Genomic DNA, 19,137 nt, shown 5'->3' with positions numbered 1-19,137 from the left:
ATTCGAGCAACCCGCACAAAAATTGTGGAAACCCGCACATAAATTTACCTCCAATTTAAAAAAGAGCAAATTTTGTTTTTTAAGGAAGGACAGTACAGGTAAAGGAAACAAGGGAAAGGAAAAAAGCGATGGCGGGGTGTCTCAAAATATGAAAGTGCACATATATTAGCGAGATTCGCACATATATTGGAGCAACCCGCACATAAATTGTGGAAATTCGCACATATAATCGAGCGCAACCCGCACATATATATTTTATTTAGTAACTGATAGAAAAAAAGTGTGTCAAAAGGTATACAGTTTGAATACCTTTCAACACACTCTTATTTTGTAATCCAATTAGTTGTTAGGTGCATATGCCTTCCAGCGGGAGAAGTCTGCATCACGCTTTACAACCATCGCTGGTGGGAAGATGAAGTTCCACGGCTTACTTGTATTAGCTTTTACTTCAAGCTTGCCGACTTTAAATCCACCTTTAGCCACGATATCTCCATTCGCATCTTCTACTTGCAAAGGAATCTGCTCTAAATTGATCGATTTATTACCGCCATTTCGAATAAGTAACGTAACATGAAGACTGTCATCAGCTGTAAATTTAGCTTGTACTCCTAGAAAGTTCACTTCACCTTTCTTCGGAGGGTCAATTCGATCTACTAAATCTTTCAATTGCTTTTTTGCAGCGGAATCAAGAGACTTTTTCCATGTGCTATCCAGATCTAATGAATGCTTTTCCTTTGTTTCTTCTAAAACAAACGCCAATTTCCAACCCTGTACTGGAATGTCATTCTTAAGTAAGTCTTTTTCTGTAAATACGAAGGTCCACGGGCGACTACTCGCTGCGGGTAATTCACCAACGTTAGTAAGGTCAAATGCTTTTCTTCCTATAAGTTGGTCATTGCCGTCTAATAGTGCGATTTTCGTCGTTTCTAGCTTAATAGCTTTGTTTAAACTGTGACGCAAAAATGCAGTAAAAGCATATCCTTCTTCTGTTTGTACCATACTGATACCAGATATAGAGATCTGGTTAGGTTTTAAAGGAGGTAATTCCATATTTAAGAACTGGAATGCGTATATATCCTCTTGTGCTAAATTCCACTCTGGATGAAAAGAGATTTGAGTTGTAACCTCTTCCTCTTCCGATGTTGTGGATTGTTCTAGTACTTCTTCAGAGGATACCACAGATTCCTTTCCTTCTAATTTAAGTTCTTCCTGTTTCTTTTTTCCGAAAAATAAAGCCACGATTATTCCTCCATTTCACTCTCAAGCTTAGGTTTTAATACTTTTGTAAGGTGCATGCTTACATCACGACGTATCTTCATGAAGTTCTTTTCAAACAGTTCATAGCTTTCTCGTAGGAAGATACGAAGTGGGTCTTCCTGTTGATAGCTTCGAAGACCGATTCCTTCTTTCAAACGAGACATGTCATCTAAATGAGAGAGCCAGTGTCTATCTAATGTCATTAGCAGTATCTGTCTTGTGGTGTTTTGAATATTTTCATCCGATTCGTGATGCTTAATCCACTCAACATAGCGCTCAAAAACTTCTTTCACCATTTCTTGTATGTCAGAAGAGCTATCTATCTCATCTGTATCAAACGATAATTTTTCCAACAAGAAAATATTGTTTAAATGGCTTTCCAATTCTGTAATATTCCATTCTTCTACAAGCTGGTAGTCTGGGCAGTATTGCTCCACAAACGATAAAACGCCTTTTTCCATCATATCATACGTAATAGCAAGTGGATTATCTGTTTCTAGCATTTTATTTCGTAGTTTATAGATAACCTCACGTTGTTCGTTTGCAATATCGTCTAGTTTTACTGTGTATTCACGGGCTGCATAGTTAGCGTCCTCACTCATTCGTTGAACCTTCTCAATAAACTCGGCAGCTTCTTTGCTTGTAATTAATCCAGTATCATCGGACAGTAATGTTTTCTGCCACTCTAGCATTTCTTCCCGAGCAAAACGTTTCATCATCTCATCTTCAATAGAAATGAAAAATTGTGTAGCACCAGGGTCACCTTGTCGACCTGAACGGCCTCTTAGCTGATTGTCAATTCTACGACTTTCATGCTTTTCTGTACCCAAAACAAATAATCCACCGAGTTCTGCTACTCCATCACCAAGCTTAATATCTGTTCCGCGACCAGCCATGTTTGTGGCTATCGTAATTTGGCCTTTTTGACCAGCTTTGGAAATTAACTCAACTTCTTTTTCCACACTTTTTGCATTCAATAGATTATAAGGTAAATTAGCTTCATCAAAATAGTTAGCAACCATTTCTGATTGAATAATTGATGTTGTACATACGAGAATAGGTTGACCTGTTTTGTGACGCTGTTTCACTTCTTCTACAGTCGCTCTATATTTATCCTCAACAGTCATATAAATACGGTCTGGATGATCGTTACGAATTTTAAGTTTGTTCGTTGGTATTTGAATAACATCCATGCTATAAAGCATTTCAAATTCTGTTTTTTCCGTTTTCGCAGTTCCTGTCATCCCACTTAAGTCAGGATACATACGGAAATAGTTTTGGATCGTAACAGTAGCTTGTGTCTTATTTTCTTCTGTAATCTCTAAACCTTCTTTTGCTTCGATTGCTTGATGAAGACCGTCACTGAGTGTTCGACCCTCCATCACACGACCTGTATACATATCAACAAGAAGTACTTTTCCTTCTTGAATCATGTATTCTACGTCTCTATGAAACATTACTCGTGCTCGTAATGCTTGGATTACATAATGATATAAAGTTTGATGCTCTAAATCGTATAAATTATCTACACCAAAAGCTCGCTCTATTTTTGTTATCCCAGCATCGGTAAAGTTAACAGATTTTACTTCACGATCGTAAATATAATCCTCGTTTTCCTTAAAGCTTTTCGACATTTTTGCACATATATGATATAGATTCGGATTCACACTTGTTTTTCCAGCAATTATTAATGGTGTTTTGGCTTCATCTATTAATACACTATCAATCTCATCGATAATGACATAATGATAGGGGCGTTGACGAACTCGTTGAGATGGAGAATAAACCATATTATCGCGTAAGTAATCAAATCCAAATTCGTTTCCTACTCCATACGTAATATCAGAAGCGTAAGCCTGTTGCTTTTCAACAGGGCTAATTCCACCAATATTTAATCCAACGGAGAGACCCAAGAATTCATGAACCTGACCGATTTGGTCACGGTCACGTTTTGCTAAGTATTCATTTACAGTGATAACGTGGACACCTTTTCCTTCCAGTGCACGTAAGTAACTAGGGAGGGAAGCTACAAGTGTTTTTCCTTCGCCTGTTGCCATTTCTGCAATATCTCGATCATAAAGAGTTAGTCCACCCATTAACTGAACATCATAGTGTCGTAAGCCTAATACTCGTTTCGAAGCCTCACGAACAACAGCAAACGCCTCCGCTTTTATATCATCAAGGCTACTACCACTTTCTAGTCTCTCTTTAAATTCGATCGTTTTTTGCTGAAGCTGTCCATCTGAAAACTTCTCGAATGTCTCTTCCAACGCATTGATTTCATCTACAATTTTTTGATACTTCTTTACTCTTCGACTTTGCTCATCACCGATAATTTTTTTCACAAAGGTTAACATGTTCTTCTCTCCTTAGAAATCTATAGACCTATTGACGATAAGGGTTATTTAGAAAAATGCTGGAACATTTACTGGTACTTTTCTATTCAAAAGTTCTACTCTGTTTTTGTCGATTATCATCCATTAGTATAACATGAATGGATAGTGTTGGACATGAGTTATAAGATAACAGAATGTGGAAAAAAGAAAAAGGGGTAAAAAGGGGTAGCACCTACTAAATTGGGATAAAGTAGGTGCTACTTTATCCCAATTTAGTAGGTGCTACATATTCCCTTTACATAACAAATTTGATATGATTCAAGATAGTAAAGAATAGTGGTTCAATATGTATAAAGTTGGTGAAATAACATGAAAACTGCCGAAAACGACAAAAAAGTGACCATTTTAGGTGTTTCGTTTATCCATATTACTCTTGACAATATGGTGAAACGATTAGTGACACATGTTCAAGAAAAAAGAAAGGCATTTGTTGTTACCGCAAACCCTGAAATAGTTTTATACGCAAATGAGAATAAAGAATATAAACAATACATCGACAAAGCAGATTACGTTACTCCAGACGGCATCGGGATCGTGAAAGGCGCACAATTACTAGGCCAGCCACTTCCTGAACGAGTAACGGGTTTTGACATGTTTATGAACTTGTTAGAGGCGTCCAACGAGCATCGCTTTTCCATTTACCTTCTAGGAGCAAAGGAAGAAGTGCTTGTAAAAACGAAGGACGTAATTACAAAGAACTATCCGAACATTACAATTGTAGGAAGTCATAATGGATTTTTCGACTGGAATGATACTGTAATTGATACGGAAATCAAGGAGAAAAAGCCTGATTTTGTTTTCGTGGCATTAGGGTTTCCTCGTCAGGAGCAATGGATTGCACAACGAATAGAAACGTTCCAGCAAGGTGTATTCATTGGTATCGGCGGAAGCTTTGATGTGCTTGCTGGAGAAGTGAAGCGAGCTCCTGAAGTATGGCAAAAGCTGAACTTAGAATGGTTCTATCGATTAGTAAAGCAACCGTCCAGATGGAGAAGAATGCTAGCTTTACCGCGATTTGCAGTGAAAATATTTGGTAATAAAATGAAGCGTTCCTCATGAGCAAAACGTATCTACAAGGTGCAATCATTATTACGATCGCTTCATTACTATCGAAAATAATTGGAAGTGTCTTTCGAATTCCTTTACAAAATATTGCGGGAAATGAAGTGTTTGGGATTTTTACGATCGTTTATCCTGTTTATATGACCGTGCTAACATTATCTGTTGCGGGAATCCCACTAGCGATCTCAAAGCTCATTTCCGAAGCAAGGGTGAAAAACGATCAGGCAAGTGTCCGAAATATTTTTGTAACAGCTAGCATACTTGGAGTTTTATTCGGAATATCTAGCTTTGCAATTATAGCCTTATTTTCTCAACCAATTTCCTCTCTTTTAGGGGGAGAATATGCTAGGTTGTCCTTACTTATTGTTTCCACTACGCTATTAGTTGCTCCCTATATGGCAGTGTATCGAGGCTATTTTCAAGGATTCGAAGATATGAAGCCAACAGCAATTTCACAGGTGCTAGAGCAGCTCGTTCGAGTGGGGATACTTTTATTAGTAGCTTACTTCCTTGTATCACAAGGCTATGCTGCACATATAGTAGCTGGTGGAGTGATGATAGGCTCCATATTTGGTGCAATGAGCTCGCTTATCTATTTGCGAAGCAAATATCAACATTCTTCCGATATAAAACCTGTAGCACTTGAAAAATATAGTTTTACCTTATTTAAAGGGTGGTCTAAAAAGATATTATTGTTATCCTTACCAATTTGCATTGGTGCGCTTACAATGGCATTAATCAATGTCATTGATTCGATTACTGTTCCGCGCCAACTTGCAGCAATAGGCTTTGAAGCGCTGGAAATACCAGGGATATATAATTATTATGGCCGAGGCCAGGCGCTTGTCCAAATTGCGGTAGTCTTTGCACAGGCATTAACGTTACCGCTTATTCCATTAATAAGTAGCTCGTTAGTAACGAAGGATGTAAAAAGAACGACGAAGATAATAGAACAAGGATTAGCATTTACACATTTAACTGCATGGCCAGCAGCGATTGGTCTTTTCGTATTAACTATACCATTGAACTTTGCCCTTTTTGGTGATTTTCAAGAAAACGGCGTTATCGCTGTCGTTCATATCAGTGCTCTCTTCACAGCTATTGCCGTTCTTACTACAGGAATTCTTCAAGGGATGAACCGCACCATCAGCTCTGCACTACTAGTAGTTACCGTTTCCATCGTGAAGGTGATTCTTAATATTCTCTTCATACATCAATTTGGCCTCATTGGAGTAGCGTATTCTACACTCATCGTTTACATCCTACTCGCTTGTTTCAATATTTGGCTTATGAGAAAAACCATTTCCTTTTCCATTTGGAAGCGAGAATACTCTGTTTTTGCAATATCAGCAGTGGTCATGGGGGTTGTCATTGCAATACCTACGATCTGGTTGCAAGTGGAAACCTGGCCAAGGTTGTATGCCATTGGCTATGTGTTGTTCATGATTATTGTAGGAGCAATGATCTATGGAGTGTTGGTATTGCGTTTCAAAGGACTATCAAATGATGAGTTAAGAAAAATACCATTAATCGGTGGGAAATTGATAAAGATTTCATCATGAACCAATCAAAACCAATTATTCAATAAATTAGTTATCGCATATGGCAAAATTACCTATATAATCATATTGTCGAATATAGACTTATGATGTTAGTATGATTCAGTGTATAATAGAACTAACTGTGGATTTTTAGCGACTAAAAGTAAAATAAATACAATATGGAACGAACAGAATAAATGGAAGTTTTTTAGGAGGAATAAAGATGAAAGAATGGAATGTAGCTGTCATTGGTCTTGGATTTATTGGATTACCACTATCACTTAGTTATGCAATGAAAGGCGCGAACGTTATCGGGCTAGACATAAATGAAACCCTAATTACAGAAATTAATAGTGGCCATTCCCATCACTTAGAGTATTACGAAGGAAAATCACTTCAAGATATCTTACAAGAACAGTTGAAAGCAGAAAGATTTCGTGCAACAAGCTCTTATGAGGAAATGGCAGAACAGGTTGATAACTATATTATTACTGTCGGTGTCGATGTAAAAAACGGTGACCCTCAGTTGGCAAATCTACAATCGGCTATGGAACAGCTGTCGAAGGTACTTAAAAAAGGAGATACGGTATTACTACGTAGTACAGTGGTTCCTGGTACAACAGAAGAACTGGTGAAACCAATATTAGAACAGAATGGTCTTACTGCAGGAGAGGATTTCTATTTAGGTTATTCCTCAGAGAGGATTGCAGAAGGAAGAGCATTTGAAGAGTTCCGAACAATGCCTCTCGCTGCTGGAGGAATGAATCCAGAAAGTTTACAAAAGGTGAAGGAATTATTGCAAGTAGTTACGGAAGTAGCAATTCACGAAACGGAAATAAAAGTAGTGGAAACAGCAAAGATCATTGAAAATGTTCAACGTGATGTAAACATTGCAATGGTTCAAGAGTTTGCAAGGTTTGCAGAAAGAACAGGAATGGATACGTACGAACTAATGAAAACAGCGAATACACATACTCGTGTAAACCTACTAACGCCAGGTCCAGGAGTAGGGGGGTATTGTTTACCGAACGCATTATACTATCTTTTACCGAAAGCGGCTGAACATGGTCTTGATTTACCTCTACTACGGAAGGCGCGAGAGATTAATGATGGAATTCCGTTACATGTGGTAGAAGAAGTAATAAATAGTCTTCAAGAAAAAGGAAAACTTGTCAAAGAAGCAAAAGTTGCGGTGTTAGGGCTAGCAATGAAAGACTTTTCAAATGACGATCGAATTAGCCCTCCACACGACATAGTAAATCTCTTTTTAGAAAAAGGATTGAAAGTAGCAGCTTATGACCCAGCTGTTCCTAATTCTTATTCCTATAAAGTGAATAGTCTTAAGGAAGCAATTCAGGATGCAGATGCCCTTGTGTATTTAACGGTTCAAGAAGAGTTCGTTGAATTAAACTGGGATGAAATTATTTCCAAAATGAAGGAAGACGCAGTTGTATACGATGCGAAAAATAGAGTTCCGTTACGGATTAGGGATAAAGCAACCTTAATAAGAATGTGATGTGTATGAGATTATGGAGAAAAAAAACGTATTAATCATCGCCTACCTATTTCCTCCTATTGGAGGAGGTGGGGTTCAAAGAGCCTTAAAAATGGCAAAGTATCTTGGGAGATATGGTTGTAAGGTTTCCGTTTTAACGGTACATGATCCTCGACACATATCACTAGACCAGTCTCTTTTAGAAGAAGTACCAAAAAACGTAGCTATTCACCGTGCTATGGAACAAAAGATTCCTGGAATGGGCGCAGGAGTAGCTACCCCTAGAGGGAATGAAGGAGAAAGCTCCAATGTACCAGAACCACTAGTTCATAAAATGATTCAAAAGGCAAAACCTATGTTGAAAAAAGTGAAAGAAGCTATTCTTATTCCAGACGATCAAATTACATGGTACAGTGACGCTGTAAAGCTAGGAGAACAGATTATTAAGCAGCAAAACATTGATGTTATTTTCTCTACTTCTGGACCATATACGAACCACCTTGTGGGAAAACAATTGAAGAAACTCACTGGGGTGAAATGGATTGCAGATTTTCGTGACCCGTGGACACAGAATATGCACCGTCCTTCCGGGAAGTATCGCCTAAAGCGAGAAGAGAAAATGGAACGAGAGGTCATTGAGAAATCGGATATATTAATGACAGTTACTCACTCTTTTGCTGATAATTTTAAAGAGAAGTATGGAAAAACCATAAAACGACTGGAAGTCATTCACAATGGATTTGATCCAGAGGATTATGAGCATTTACAAGAGGAAAAGCTATTTCCAGAAAAATGGACATTTGTTTATACAGGAATATTTTATGAGCAACGAAACCCACGTTTATTTTTAGAATCGGTATCAGAACTGATTGCTGAGGAGAGCATCGAGAAAGAAAAGGTTTCGTTGCAATTTGCTGGGGTATTTGATTATCCGGGCTATACAGAAAATCAGGATGCGGTAGAAAACCATGGACTGCAGGATGTGGTACATCTTTGGGGTAATCTTCCTCACAAAAAAGCACTGGCGATTCTAGCAGGCGCAGATCAATTATTGTTAATCGGTGATGTGACAAGTGATTCAGGTGCCTATATACCAGGCAAGCTTTTCGAGTATATGGCTGTAAGTAATCCTATCTTTGCACTAACTGTAGAAGGGGAGTCCGCTAGAATTATCCGAGAGCAACAGCTAGGGGCCGTTATCCCTCCATTTGACAAAGAGCAGATAAAGAACGAACTACGAAAATCGTATCAAGAATGGCTCACCTATGGCAGACAAAAGCTAGAGTCAAAGAACACGCTGAAATATCAGCGGGATGAACAAGCCCGTCTACTTGCAGAGGTAATACACACTCTTTGAAGTAGCACCTACTCTAGTTGGAACAAACATGCCCCGCGGAGGTAGGTGCTATGAAGGTAGCACCTACTCTAGTTGGAACAAATCTGCCCCACGGAGGTAGGTGCTACTTTAAGAAAATAGCTTCTAGTGCATTTGTTAAAAGTTCTGCCATTTTCTTATCTAACATATCTAGCTTTATTTCCTCACCATTAATTAGTAGAGATTTCTTTGATGACTCTACAGAATGTATGTCCTTATAGTTTACGTACTTTGAAGTCTCTAGCATATTATGCCAATAGATAGCAGTGTCAGTTAAGAGAAACCCATCCTTAGCACTGCCAAATCCAGTGTTATCAAAAAGAACAATTGGTTGTTCGTTGTCTTGTATTTTAGCGTAGCTACTTAATACATTCATAAATTTTTTCGCTGTCTTACTATCCTTTTTTATATTATTATAATAATAAAATTTCCCGTTGTAATTCACTTCTCCATCAGCGAAGGCATAAAGAATTGACTCACGATAGTTTTTCACTGAATTATCTCTCTCATCATTTGCTTGTTCCGCGTAATCTTCTTCATCTTGTTCAAAGTATTCCGCAACAACGTGCTCTTCTGTAAGAGCTAATCCTTCCATTCCTTGTTTGGAAGGCTGTGACGAAAAAGAGGTAGATTTTTCAATAATCAGTTCAAGTAGATCAATCAACCGTTGTTTTTCTGTATCATAACCAATAGGTGATGTTATTAAATCGATAGTACTATTGTTTGTATGGATAAGAATTTTAACTGGTATATTATTTACATAATTAATGGACATGTCTTGTATTTTATTATGAGGAATTTTAAAAGCCATTTTCCCATCGTTTATATAAATTGCTTTATTGGTTATAACAGAGCCTTTTTTTCCATTAGCAAAAATAGTATCATCAAAAAAGAAAAGTGGTATCTCGTCCTTTTCCATATGAGCATATTCGTTTAATGCATTGGCGAACTGTTTAGGATGAGTGTTAGGGAAACAGATCTTCTTCTTTAATTCTACTTCATCAATTTTAGCGATCTCATTATGAACAATTTGAGAGATATCAAATGGATCTTCTTTCACTTCAAAAGTATTACTAAATTTAATAACAGAAAGTAAACTTATAAAGAACTCTTCTGCAGCATCTTGATGATGATAACTTGGAATAACATCTTCAATTTCGATATAGTCGTTCATTCGAATTTTCTTACCTATAAATTCAACTTGTTTTAATGTGAAAAGTGGAATTGATTTAACTTGTCCATACATTTCTTTGTATAAAAGATTTTGATTGGTAATTAACATCCCAGAGCTACCTAGTATACCATTCTCTATATAAACAAGAGGCTGCTCCTGTGTTGATAAATTTTGCTTGAAAGGTAGTAAGCCCTTATCAAATATACTTGCTTTAAAAGTTGGATTTGATAGAAATTCTTTTGATGTTGGAGATACTTGCAAAAATAAATTTTGTACAATCTTTTCGAAAGAATCATTTTTTGAGAAAGTAAGTGATTTATATTGTTTTTCTAAAACATAGTTAAAGTCTTTGCAACGTTGGTTTTCGATTTTTTCATTAGCTAAATTCCAAATGTATTCAGCGTCTTCTTCTTGAATTCCTAAGTTATAAATAACATTCTTAACGACTTGTTGAAATTTTGGAATGTCATTATCTGTTTCTAAAATGTAATCACTAATACATTCATGGGCATAAGAAGATTTATAAATATCTAAATCAATTCCGAAAAAATAAGCGATGTCCTCTAGTTCTCCATTCACATCCCCAAAATGTTCAAATGCTTTCACGTAAGTAGAAGGATCAGTAGGGTCCAATTTAATAAGGTCACAAATGGCTTTGGTCTTATGTTCCTCGTTGGAAATACGTTCGAAATTATCAAGTATTCCTTCGATTCTTCTAATTTCTGTAGCAGAAAGACCAGGCTTATAGGAACTTCCTGTTTCCTGATTTATGATTTCTATGAATGTTTCAGAAAACATATTTACATCCACGACAATTCCGTATGCTAATGACTTTACAATTTCTTTATTAGTGTACAATTGACGCTTTTTATTATTATCTGAGGAGCTTGAAAACATGCTGCCAATAACGTTAAATGTTCCGTGTACAAGACCAGTTGCAAGATTAACTGCACCAGCTGCTGCGATCCCCTTGACAGCACCTTGTAGTCCAAATCCTCCTCCGATTACGCGCCCACGTGATTGTCTTCGTTGTGTTCGATACGCATCTCGTTCAGCAGCGTCTTCTATTATGGATTCATACTTCGCTTCAACTTCATCAAAACTTTCATAGAATGTTGAAAAATCAATATAATCTTCTAATAGAGTGGCTTCACTTACTGTGTATACTCCCAACTTAATTAGTTCATCGACTGTTTCTTTGGCAATATAATCAGCATAGTTTAGTACTTCTGATTCTGCATTTCTTAATACTCCCTCAATGGAGCCCCATTCCTTATATTTCGTCTGAAATTCTTCTAAAAATTTTGTTGCTAAGTTTTTATACTTTACTTTCATTAGATTTGGAAATAAATCTCTTTCATCAAAAGTGATTGTATTTCCATAAAGGGTAAAAGTATTCTTACTCACTTTCTTCTCACTCTCCTAAAGATATATGTATTGTGCAATCTCTGTTGATTTTACTAGGAGAATATACCTGGTAAAATAGTATGGATATAATATATTTATCGGCATAAAGTACAATTTTGTTTAATAAGGTAGCACCTACTTTCGCTGGAACAAATCTGCCCCGCGGAAGTATGAAAGTAGCACCTACTTTCGTTGGACAAAATCTGCCCAGCGAAGGTAGGTGCTACCATTATTCTCCCTCACCCTTAATCATTCTCTTTTTTTAGCTGTTCCTCTATTTCCTCGATATCCTCTTCCATTTGTTCAAGCTCTTCCTTCATTTGATCTTCTTGCTCTTGCCTATCGATCTCTATTACATATCTCTCGATTTGATCTACATCAGGTAATCTTACAACTTCTTCGTTTACTCTAAATAGGAAGTGCTGAATTTCCTGTTCCATATAGCCAGCCCCTGGAATTGGCATTTGAATCCATGTTTGATATTTATATATAATCGGTAACACATTCATATCTCCCGTGCTTTTTTCAGGTTGTCCTATATAAAAGAGAACTCGGATTCTCGTTTGATCAAGTATCGGTGTGAGTCTGTCGATTTCTCTTCCTGTGAGTTGCTCGATAAGTGGAGAGTCAAGCTCCGATAACTCTCTTCCTGTTAACTCAATTTGATGTACAGCCGTAGGGACACTCAGAACAAGGTCTTCCCCTATGATTTCAGAGCGATCAAAGAAAGGACTCCATTCCTCGAAGCCGTAAAATGGATCAAATGAGACGATAGGCTCTCGTCCTCGGAACCAATTTTTATTATTACGAACGTAACTTTGTCCATCAGTCTGAAAGTACTCATATGGTCTTGTAATAAATGTGTTGTTCATGTAATAACCTTCTGGTTGAACAACAATTCCATTTGCTGATCGATGGGTAATACGTCTTTTTTCAATATTGTTTGCAACATAGGCTCTAAACCAATAGCGATCCAATAAATCAGATTGTGTGTAATCAATTGCATCAACTAAGGAAACAGTAGCTTGCACTTCGTTAGCTTCAATTGCCGTATCATTGTTTTCAAATACATTTTCAGCAGAAGGAAGAGTAGAGCATCCAGCTAACCCCACAAACAACGCTAAATAGGTTATAAGTAATCCAAATTTAGGCATGTGTTTTCCTCCTCCAATAAGCAGTATATAAAACGAACAAGGCTAAAATTGATAGTAAGAATGTCGTAACTGGTAATCCATGCTTACTAAAAACATAAATTCTATGGCTTCTCCAAATTGTTGCTACTAGCTCATTTTGACCATCCCCTGTTATATCAACACTAGAAACGTTGATTAAAGATAGGAATGACTTCCAATCCTGCTGAAGCCCTTCATCAGTGTATGAAAATCCAGTTAGGAAACGCAGTGGATTATTTCGAACAAGGCTTTTCGAAAGTGCAACGATTCCAGGATCGTTTTGTGAACCAATCGTACCAAAATCTTCAAATCGTAAGCTTGTATCTCTTGATGTGAATAAAATATCCCATTCTCCATTAGGAAGCGGTTTGATAATCCTTGATGTTGCAGAGGAAATAAGTATTTCCCCGTTTCCATCGTGCTGAAGGTCCGCTACGATATATTCACTGTTCATCACATCGCTAATTTCATTTTCTGTTAAAACGTGAGTAAGTTCTAGTTCGTTTCCGTCGGTAATATTCCAAAGCTCTAGTTGATCACTTAACAGAAGAAGTCCAAGCCCATCATCAGTTTGGATCAAATCAATGATTTTAGTTGCTCTTGTTGACATAGAAATAATATCATTGCCTTCACGTACGATATTTAACTCACCATCTTCAATCTTAATTTGTTCTATATTCGTATTAAGATTGAATTCATCTTTTTTATCATAAATTCCGTCATAAATAGTTAAATATTGATTGATGGCATGTATGTCTTGGTTGAAAATATGAAATGGACTAGCACCAAATTGACCAGTTTTTTCTGCTAAGTCTTGTAATTGAGTTTGTGGAACAAGTGTGAAGTCCTCATCCCAAACAAAGTATGGGAACCCAATATAATCCTTCGGTAAGTAAGGGCGTAGCTCGTCCAGGTCAACTGTTTCATTATCTACTCTGGTAAATTCTTTTCCATCCCACTTGTATATATAAATAAACAGTTTCTCTTCTTCAAGGTCGTATGGCATTCTATCAGGATCTAAGCCTTTTCTTACTCGCTCTTCATATAACTCCACTAATTCATGGCTATGTCCGAATGTAATGATTTCATATTGTCCATCATTATCTATATCGCGAACTGTTAATGGAAAATAATCAACGGTATTACCTGTGTAAAGAACGGGACTTTCCCATAACTTTGTAAAATGATTTGCCATTCTTAATTCGCCTCTATCAACAGTAAAATTAATAATTATCACTGTTGCGATTAGTGTCATTACAATAGTGTTACTTAATTTTCCGTAAAATCTACCAATAATGTAAATAGCAAGTAGCACAATGATAAAATATGAAATTCTTGTGAAATTAATTAAGAACCCTATATTTTCAAGTGCTTTTACTGTGAAAACTAGTAAAAATAAGTAAATTGCAACCTGTTTTCGATTCTTTGACGGGATTATAAAAAATAAAGCAAGTAAGCCTCCCCACCCGATGACCAATCCTATAATAGAAAATTCCAATACAAAAGGTACAAGTAACAAATGGTATGCAAAGAAACTGTATACCCCAAGAGCACCCCATTTCAAGGTTTGAATCAGAATAGGTTTTAATTTATTCATCATGCTGGCTCACCTCTTTTGCTAAAAGTAATGGAGCTGCTAGTAAAGAACCAGCTAATAACCAAAAATATGCGGTCATAAATGGAACCTCGAATATATTTTCTACCCCATTATGAAGAACAACAGCAGTTAAACCAGAAAGAACACCACGCATCAGCCACCGTAACTGTTTATCCTCTGTATCTCGAATCCTTTGATATCCTTTATATATAGTGGCCAATAACAACCAGATAAAAAGGGATAGTCCAAAGAGACCGGTTTCTGCAAGTGTTTTTGCGTAGTAATTATCTACATAGGTTACTCCTAAGTTTCTAGCAGCAACCGCACCGCCATAGTGCCCTAGTCCTCGTCCGAAAAATGGCTCAGACCTTGCCTGGTCCATAGCATTTCCCCACCTAGCAATACGGCCGTCCTCACTACTTCTTTCTAAATACGTATCAGAAAAAAGATAGGTGAAACGGTCTACCACACCTGGCATGAGAATCAATACGGCAATTCCGGCAATACCTACTGCAATTAACGCTCTTCGATCAATTAAGATAGCGAAGAAAGCAATAGCAGCTGCAAAGGCTATCCAAGCACCACGAGAATACGTCGCAAGTAAACATAATAATAGAATTCCCGTAATAATAACCCAGAAAAATTTCCACTTTTTATTATTTTCAGCAAAGAACAAGCCAATTCCAATTGGAATAAGCATGGCCATGTAGCTGCCTAGAACATTGGGGCTTTGAACGATGGAAAAGGCACGAAATCGTTGAACTTCTCCAGAATCTACCCAACCAGCCGGCATTTGAACTCCTAAAAAAGGCTGTGCTAATCCATATAATGCAACAATGAAGCCCACAACTACAAGAAAGCGAATAGCGTAAATCCAATTGTCTCTTTTTTTAAATAAATAATAGCCTATAAGAAAGGTAACCATAAACTGGAATACAGAACGAAACCCTTCAAAGCTAATGGAGAAGTTATTCATATTTAGGAAGAGAAGTGTAATTCCAAACATAATAAACACAGTAAATGGTTGTTTTAAACCCGATTCTACTCGGTCAGTCTCAAATTTATAATAGATAGCCAGCATGACAAGAAAGGCAATGACCGCTTTATCCCACAATCCACCACCAATTTTAATCCAATGCCTAAAAATATAATCAACGATTGGAAAAGCGAGAAGCATATATAGTGCAGACTTTTCCATATTATTTATAGTTAAATATTTCAACAGTTTTACCTCCAGTTCGCAATTTTTCCACAGTTTTCGCCATACTCCATACTTGTTCAAGTATAATATAAATATAATAAAAAAACATCACCTTAAAATGTTGTCGTGAACTTTTCCTTATCATTGTCAAAGACATTCATGGGGGCATTACTTCCATTTAATAAGTAACAATTGTTAATGACAAAAGAAAAGAGAGTAAGCTATAATTACCTTTAGAAATTTACCTCTTTCATTCTAAAAGGAGACTATAATGGTAACTCGAATACGAGCTTTATTTAAAAATACATTTGTGAAAAATGTCATGATTGTTGCTAGTGGAACAGCTGGGGCACAAATTCTTGCCATGGCATTAATTCCTATTATTACGAGGTTATATGGTCCAGAACAATATGGCTTTTATACCGCTTTTAATGCAATAGTGCTGATCATTACTCCCATTGCTGCATTAACGTTTCCCATCGGTATTGTGTTACCTAAGAAAGATAGTGAAGCAAAAGGACTCGCTCGACTTTCCTTTTTTGTATCTGTTATCATTGCGATGGTTACGATCTTGTTATTGCTTCTATTCCATCAACAAATTATTTCGCTATTCAAGCTGGAGTCCATTAGTGAATTCATTTATTTAATACCACTTGTTATTCTATTTGCTAGTCTGTTGCAAATTGGAGAACAATGGCTCATTCGAAAAAAACAATTTAAGTATACAGCAAAGGTAACGTTCTTAGGAGCGTTGATCGTTCAAGGTTCCACGTTACTAATAGGGTTCTTTAGTCCTGTTGCAGCAGTGCTTATTGTTATGATGATTCTAGGCCAAGGTATTAAGGCCGGTATGATGATCTATTTTGCGAAACGTGAGATGTTTAAGAAGGGTGACCCCGAAGATCATTCTTCTGCTTTTTCCAAAAAAACGTTGGCGAAGAAATATGTCGACTTTCCGAAATATCGTGCTCCTGAGACGTTTATTAATGCGGCTTCGCAAAGTATTCCTGTTCTTATGTTATCTAGCTTTTTCGGTCCAGTAGCAGTAGGACTTTATGGAGTTGGGAAATCAATACTTGCAATGCCGACGCAACTTCTTGGGAAATCTGTCGGTGATGTTTTTTATCCAAAGATATCAGAGGCTGCAAACAATGGACAAGCTATTACGGGCTTAATTATGAAAGCAACGTTGGTTTTAGGTGCAATAGGTGTTGTTCCATATGGACTAGTCATTTTGATCGGTCCATGGCTTTTTGGATTTGTATTAGGCTCTGAATGGGCTACTGCTGGCGAATACGGGCGCTGGATCGCGTTATGGTCTTTATTTGGATTTATGAATCGACCGAGTGTGATGGCACTACCGGTTTTGTCCGCACAAAAGTTTCATTTAAAAATGACGGTAGTAATGTTGATTGTTCGTATGGTAGCTTTAGCGTTAGGATATTATTTATTCCAAAGTGATGTTATCGCAATTGCATTCTTTGGAGTCTCAGGAGCAATTCTAAATATCATACTCATACTCTTAACGATCCGATTAAGTAAGGCACAGGATAAGCGGATGGCAGAGAAGGCAAACTAAGTAATTACTCTGTAGACGTGGGGGTCAGTATGTGGAAGGGCCCACTAACCTAAAAAGAGATGAAACACAAAGTGAACAAAGCCTAGAAAAATAAAGAGGTGTTTTCCTTGAGCGATTTTATATATACACGGAAGAGAATGAAGGAACAAGTGTTATCACAATATGTAACATCCATTTACGAAGGTGATTCCCCGTTTGTGATGGAATATCACGGAGAATGGGGCTCTCTTGCCGTTAGTAGAAGTCATTATGCAGGCTTCGAGCCTTACGAAACAGAGAAATATATTTGTATAGTGATAGGGGGGCCTGTTCTTTGTTATGAAGAGAATAAACACCTAGCTTTTTCGAAAAATAATGAGGGTACTTCTTCCATTTTTCATAGGTGGAAAAAGGGAGAGTTTCAACCTGAGGAGGATGTTAGTGGACCTTTCGTTCTGTTTATTATGGACAAAGAGACATATGAAATGACGTGCATGACAGATTTAATGTCTTTTATTCCAGTGTATGTTTATCAGGAAAAAGAGAATGTTATGTTGTCCACACATGTAGATGTTTTAGCAAAAGCCTCAGATCAAAGTGAACAAATAGATGAAGTCTCCCAAGTAGATTTCGTTTTATATGGAGCTGTTACTTATCCATATACAAATTATATCAATATTAAGCAAATTGCCCCTGCAAGTATCCATGAAGTGAAGGGGAGTAATTTTCATGTTACTCCTTACTGGATACCGAAAGAAGAGAACAAGTATCATTCCTTAGCAGATGCTGCCAAAGAGCTTCGAAAGGGCCTGGAGAGCTATGTTAATGCCATCACAGATCATACTGATAACGTAGCTCAGTTTTTAAGTGGTGGAGAGGATTCCCGTGTTATTTCCGCTTTGTTAGCTCATAAGAAAAATAGAAATGCTTATATTTTTCTTGAAGAGATGAATAGAGAAGGGGAAATTGCTGAAAAAGCTGCGAAGGCGTATGATGCAAATCTTAAGGTTGTTACCCATAATAAGATGAGGTACCTCACGATGCTACCAAATTGCTCAGAGTTAGTTGGTAGCGGAGCTCAGTATTTTCATGTGCATACGTATGGGATTCATAAAGAGTGCCAATTCGAGAAATACACGGCAGTTTTTGGTGGATTACTAGCAGATGCTCTCTTAAAGGGCTCTCATATTCGAAAACTAAAGGGAACTCATTTAGTACCATTTTTCCCACATATCAAGAGAGGGAATTACTCTGCAAGTGAATCCATATCTCATCCTGTTTTTAAAAAAGAAGTATTAGTGGATCTACAAAAACGTCGTACGGAACATCTAAATTATGTAAAAGAGTTTCGGACAGAATCGGCAGAAGAATGGTTTGAATTATGGCCTAGTTCCATGAATGTAAATATCTCCAATATTCACGGTAACAGAAGACTATTTTCCAGTTATGAGCCCTTTACAGCGAAGGATGTTGTAAAACTAAGTGCGAAGGTTAGTCAAAGCTGGAAGTTAAATCGACGTTTATTTCATAAGGCGGTAAAACCGTATTTAAAGCCTACACAATGGCTGTTCCATGGAGAAGGGAAGCTTCCATATTATCCATGGTACATTAATAGCTTTGTTCAAGCATCCATTTGGTCAGTGAGAGAAATAGAGAAAAAAGTAAATAAAAATGCAAAATATCAGGGGCCATGGTTTGATTGGAATAGTATACTAAGTAGTAAGGAATGGAAGGAGACTGTTTCCCAATATTCTGATGGTTTGAGCGTGTTGGAGAAACAATTGAATGAAACTGACTTACAACAGCTTTTTCAAACAAATCAACTTAACTTTGTTCAAAAAATTAATCTTTTACAAATGCTTTATGTAAATCATACCAATAAAAAATAACGTGCTTCAGAAA

Annotated in this window: 12 protein-coding genes; 6 read left to right on the top strand and 6 right to left on the bottom strand. The window is 37.1% G+C overall.

What is annotated here, in order from left to right; translation table 11 throughout:
- Positions 1-339 precede the first annotated feature (339 nt).
- Entirely contained in the window at positions 340-1,239 is a 900-nt protein-coding gene (locus ACERII_RS18705; protein ID WP_373644315.1) for an accessory Sec system S-layer assembly protein, read from the bottom strand.
- A gap of 2 nt (positions 1,240-1,241) precedes the next feature.
- A complete protein-coding gene (gene secA2, locus ACERII_RS18700) occupies positions 1,242-3,614 on the bottom strand; it encodes an accessory Sec system translocase SecA2 (RefSeq protein WP_373644314.1) in 2,373 nt (790 codons plus the stop codon).
- Positions 3,615-3,962: 348 nt separating this feature from the next.
- On the opposite strand from secA2, the gene ACERII_RS18695 reads away from it, so the two are divergent.
- From ACERII_RS18695 to ACERII_RS18680, 4 genes are all read left to right on the top strand, one after another.
- Positions 3,963-4,712 (top strand): WecB/TagA/CpsF family glycosyltransferase, encoded by a 750-nt coding sequence (locus ACERII_RS18695; protein ID WP_373644313.1) that lies wholly within the window; start codon positions 3,963-3,965, stop codon positions 4,710-4,712.
- A complete protein-coding gene (locus ACERII_RS18690) occupies positions 4,709-6,277 on the top strand; it encodes a putative polysaccharide biosynthesis protein (protein ID WP_373644312.1) in 1,569 nt (522 codons plus the stop codon). The genes ACERII_RS18695 and ACERII_RS18690 overlap by 4 nt, the downstream gene beginning before the upstream one ends.
- A 202-nt stretch (positions 6,278-6,479) precedes the next feature.
- Complete coding sequence (locus tag ACERII_RS18685) at positions 6,480-7,772, top strand: nucleotide sugar dehydrogenase (protein WP_373644310.1); 1,293 nt, start codon at positions 6,480-6,482, stop codon at positions 7,770-7,772.
- A gap of 13 nt (positions 7,773-7,785) precedes the next feature.
- On the top strand, positions 7,786-9,108 hold the full coding sequence (locus ACERII_RS18680) for a glycosyltransferase family 4 protein (RefSeq protein ID WP_373644308.1): 1,323 nt from the start codon (positions 7,786-7,788) through the stop codon (positions 9,106-9,108).
- Positions 9,109-9,211: 103 nt separating this feature from the next.
- Here ACERII_RS18680 and ACERII_RS18675 read toward each other — a convergent pair whose 3' ends face one another.
- The 4 genes from ACERII_RS18675 to ACERII_RS18660 all read right to left on the bottom strand — a co-directional run bounded on the left by ACERII_RS18675 (position 9,212) and on the right by ACERII_RS18660 (position 15,698).
- On the bottom strand, positions 9,212-11,707 hold the full coding sequence (locus ACERII_RS18675; RefSeq protein ID WP_373644307.1) for a hypothetical protein: 2,496 nt from the start codon (positions 11,705-11,707) through the stop codon (positions 9,212-9,214).
- Positions 11,708-11,952: 245 nt separating this feature from the next.
- Complete coding sequence (locus ACERII_RS18670; RefSeq protein WP_373644306.1) at positions 11,953-12,861, bottom strand: hypothetical protein; 909 nt, start codon at positions 12,859-12,861, stop codon at positions 11,953-11,955.
- Positions 12,854-14,479 carry a hypothetical protein gene (locus ACERII_RS18665; protein WP_373644305.1) on the bottom strand — a complete coding sequence of 542 codons (1,626 nt, stop codon included), beginning with the start codon at positions 14,477-14,479 and terminating at the stop codon, positions 12,854-12,856. The genes ACERII_RS18670 and ACERII_RS18665 overlap by 8 nt, the downstream gene beginning before the upstream one ends.
- A complete protein-coding gene (locus ACERII_RS18660) occupies positions 14,469-15,698 on the bottom strand; it encodes an O-antigen ligase family protein (protein ID WP_373644303.1) in 1,230 nt (409 codons plus the stop codon). Before ACERII_RS18660 ends, ACERII_RS18665 begins: the two co-directional genes overlap by 11 nt.
- 250 nt (positions 15,699-15,948) lie before the next feature.
- Between ACERII_RS18660 and ACERII_RS18655 the strand changes: the two genes are divergently transcribed.
- Together ACERII_RS18655 and ACERII_RS18650 are read left to right on the top strand one after the other, a co-directional pair.
- A complete protein-coding gene (locus tag ACERII_RS18655) occupies positions 15,949-17,256 on the top strand; it encodes a lipopolysaccharide biosynthesis protein (protein WP_373644302.1) in 1,308 nt (435 codons plus the stop codon).
- Positions 17,257-17,363: 107 nt separating this feature from the next.
- Positions 17,364-19,124 (top strand): asparagine synthase-related protein, encoded by a 1,761-nt coding sequence (locus ACERII_RS18650; protein WP_373644301.1) that lies wholly within the window; start codon positions 17,364-17,366, stop codon positions 19,122-19,124.
- Positions 19,125-19,137 lie beyond the last annotated feature (13 nt).

Source organism: Evansella sp. AB-rgal1 (assembly GCF_041820985.1).
Taxonomy (GTDB): Bacteria; Bacillota; Bacilli; order Bacillales; family Salisediminibacteriaceae; genus Evansella.
This window is presented reverse-complemented; position numbering and strand designations above follow the sequence as displayed.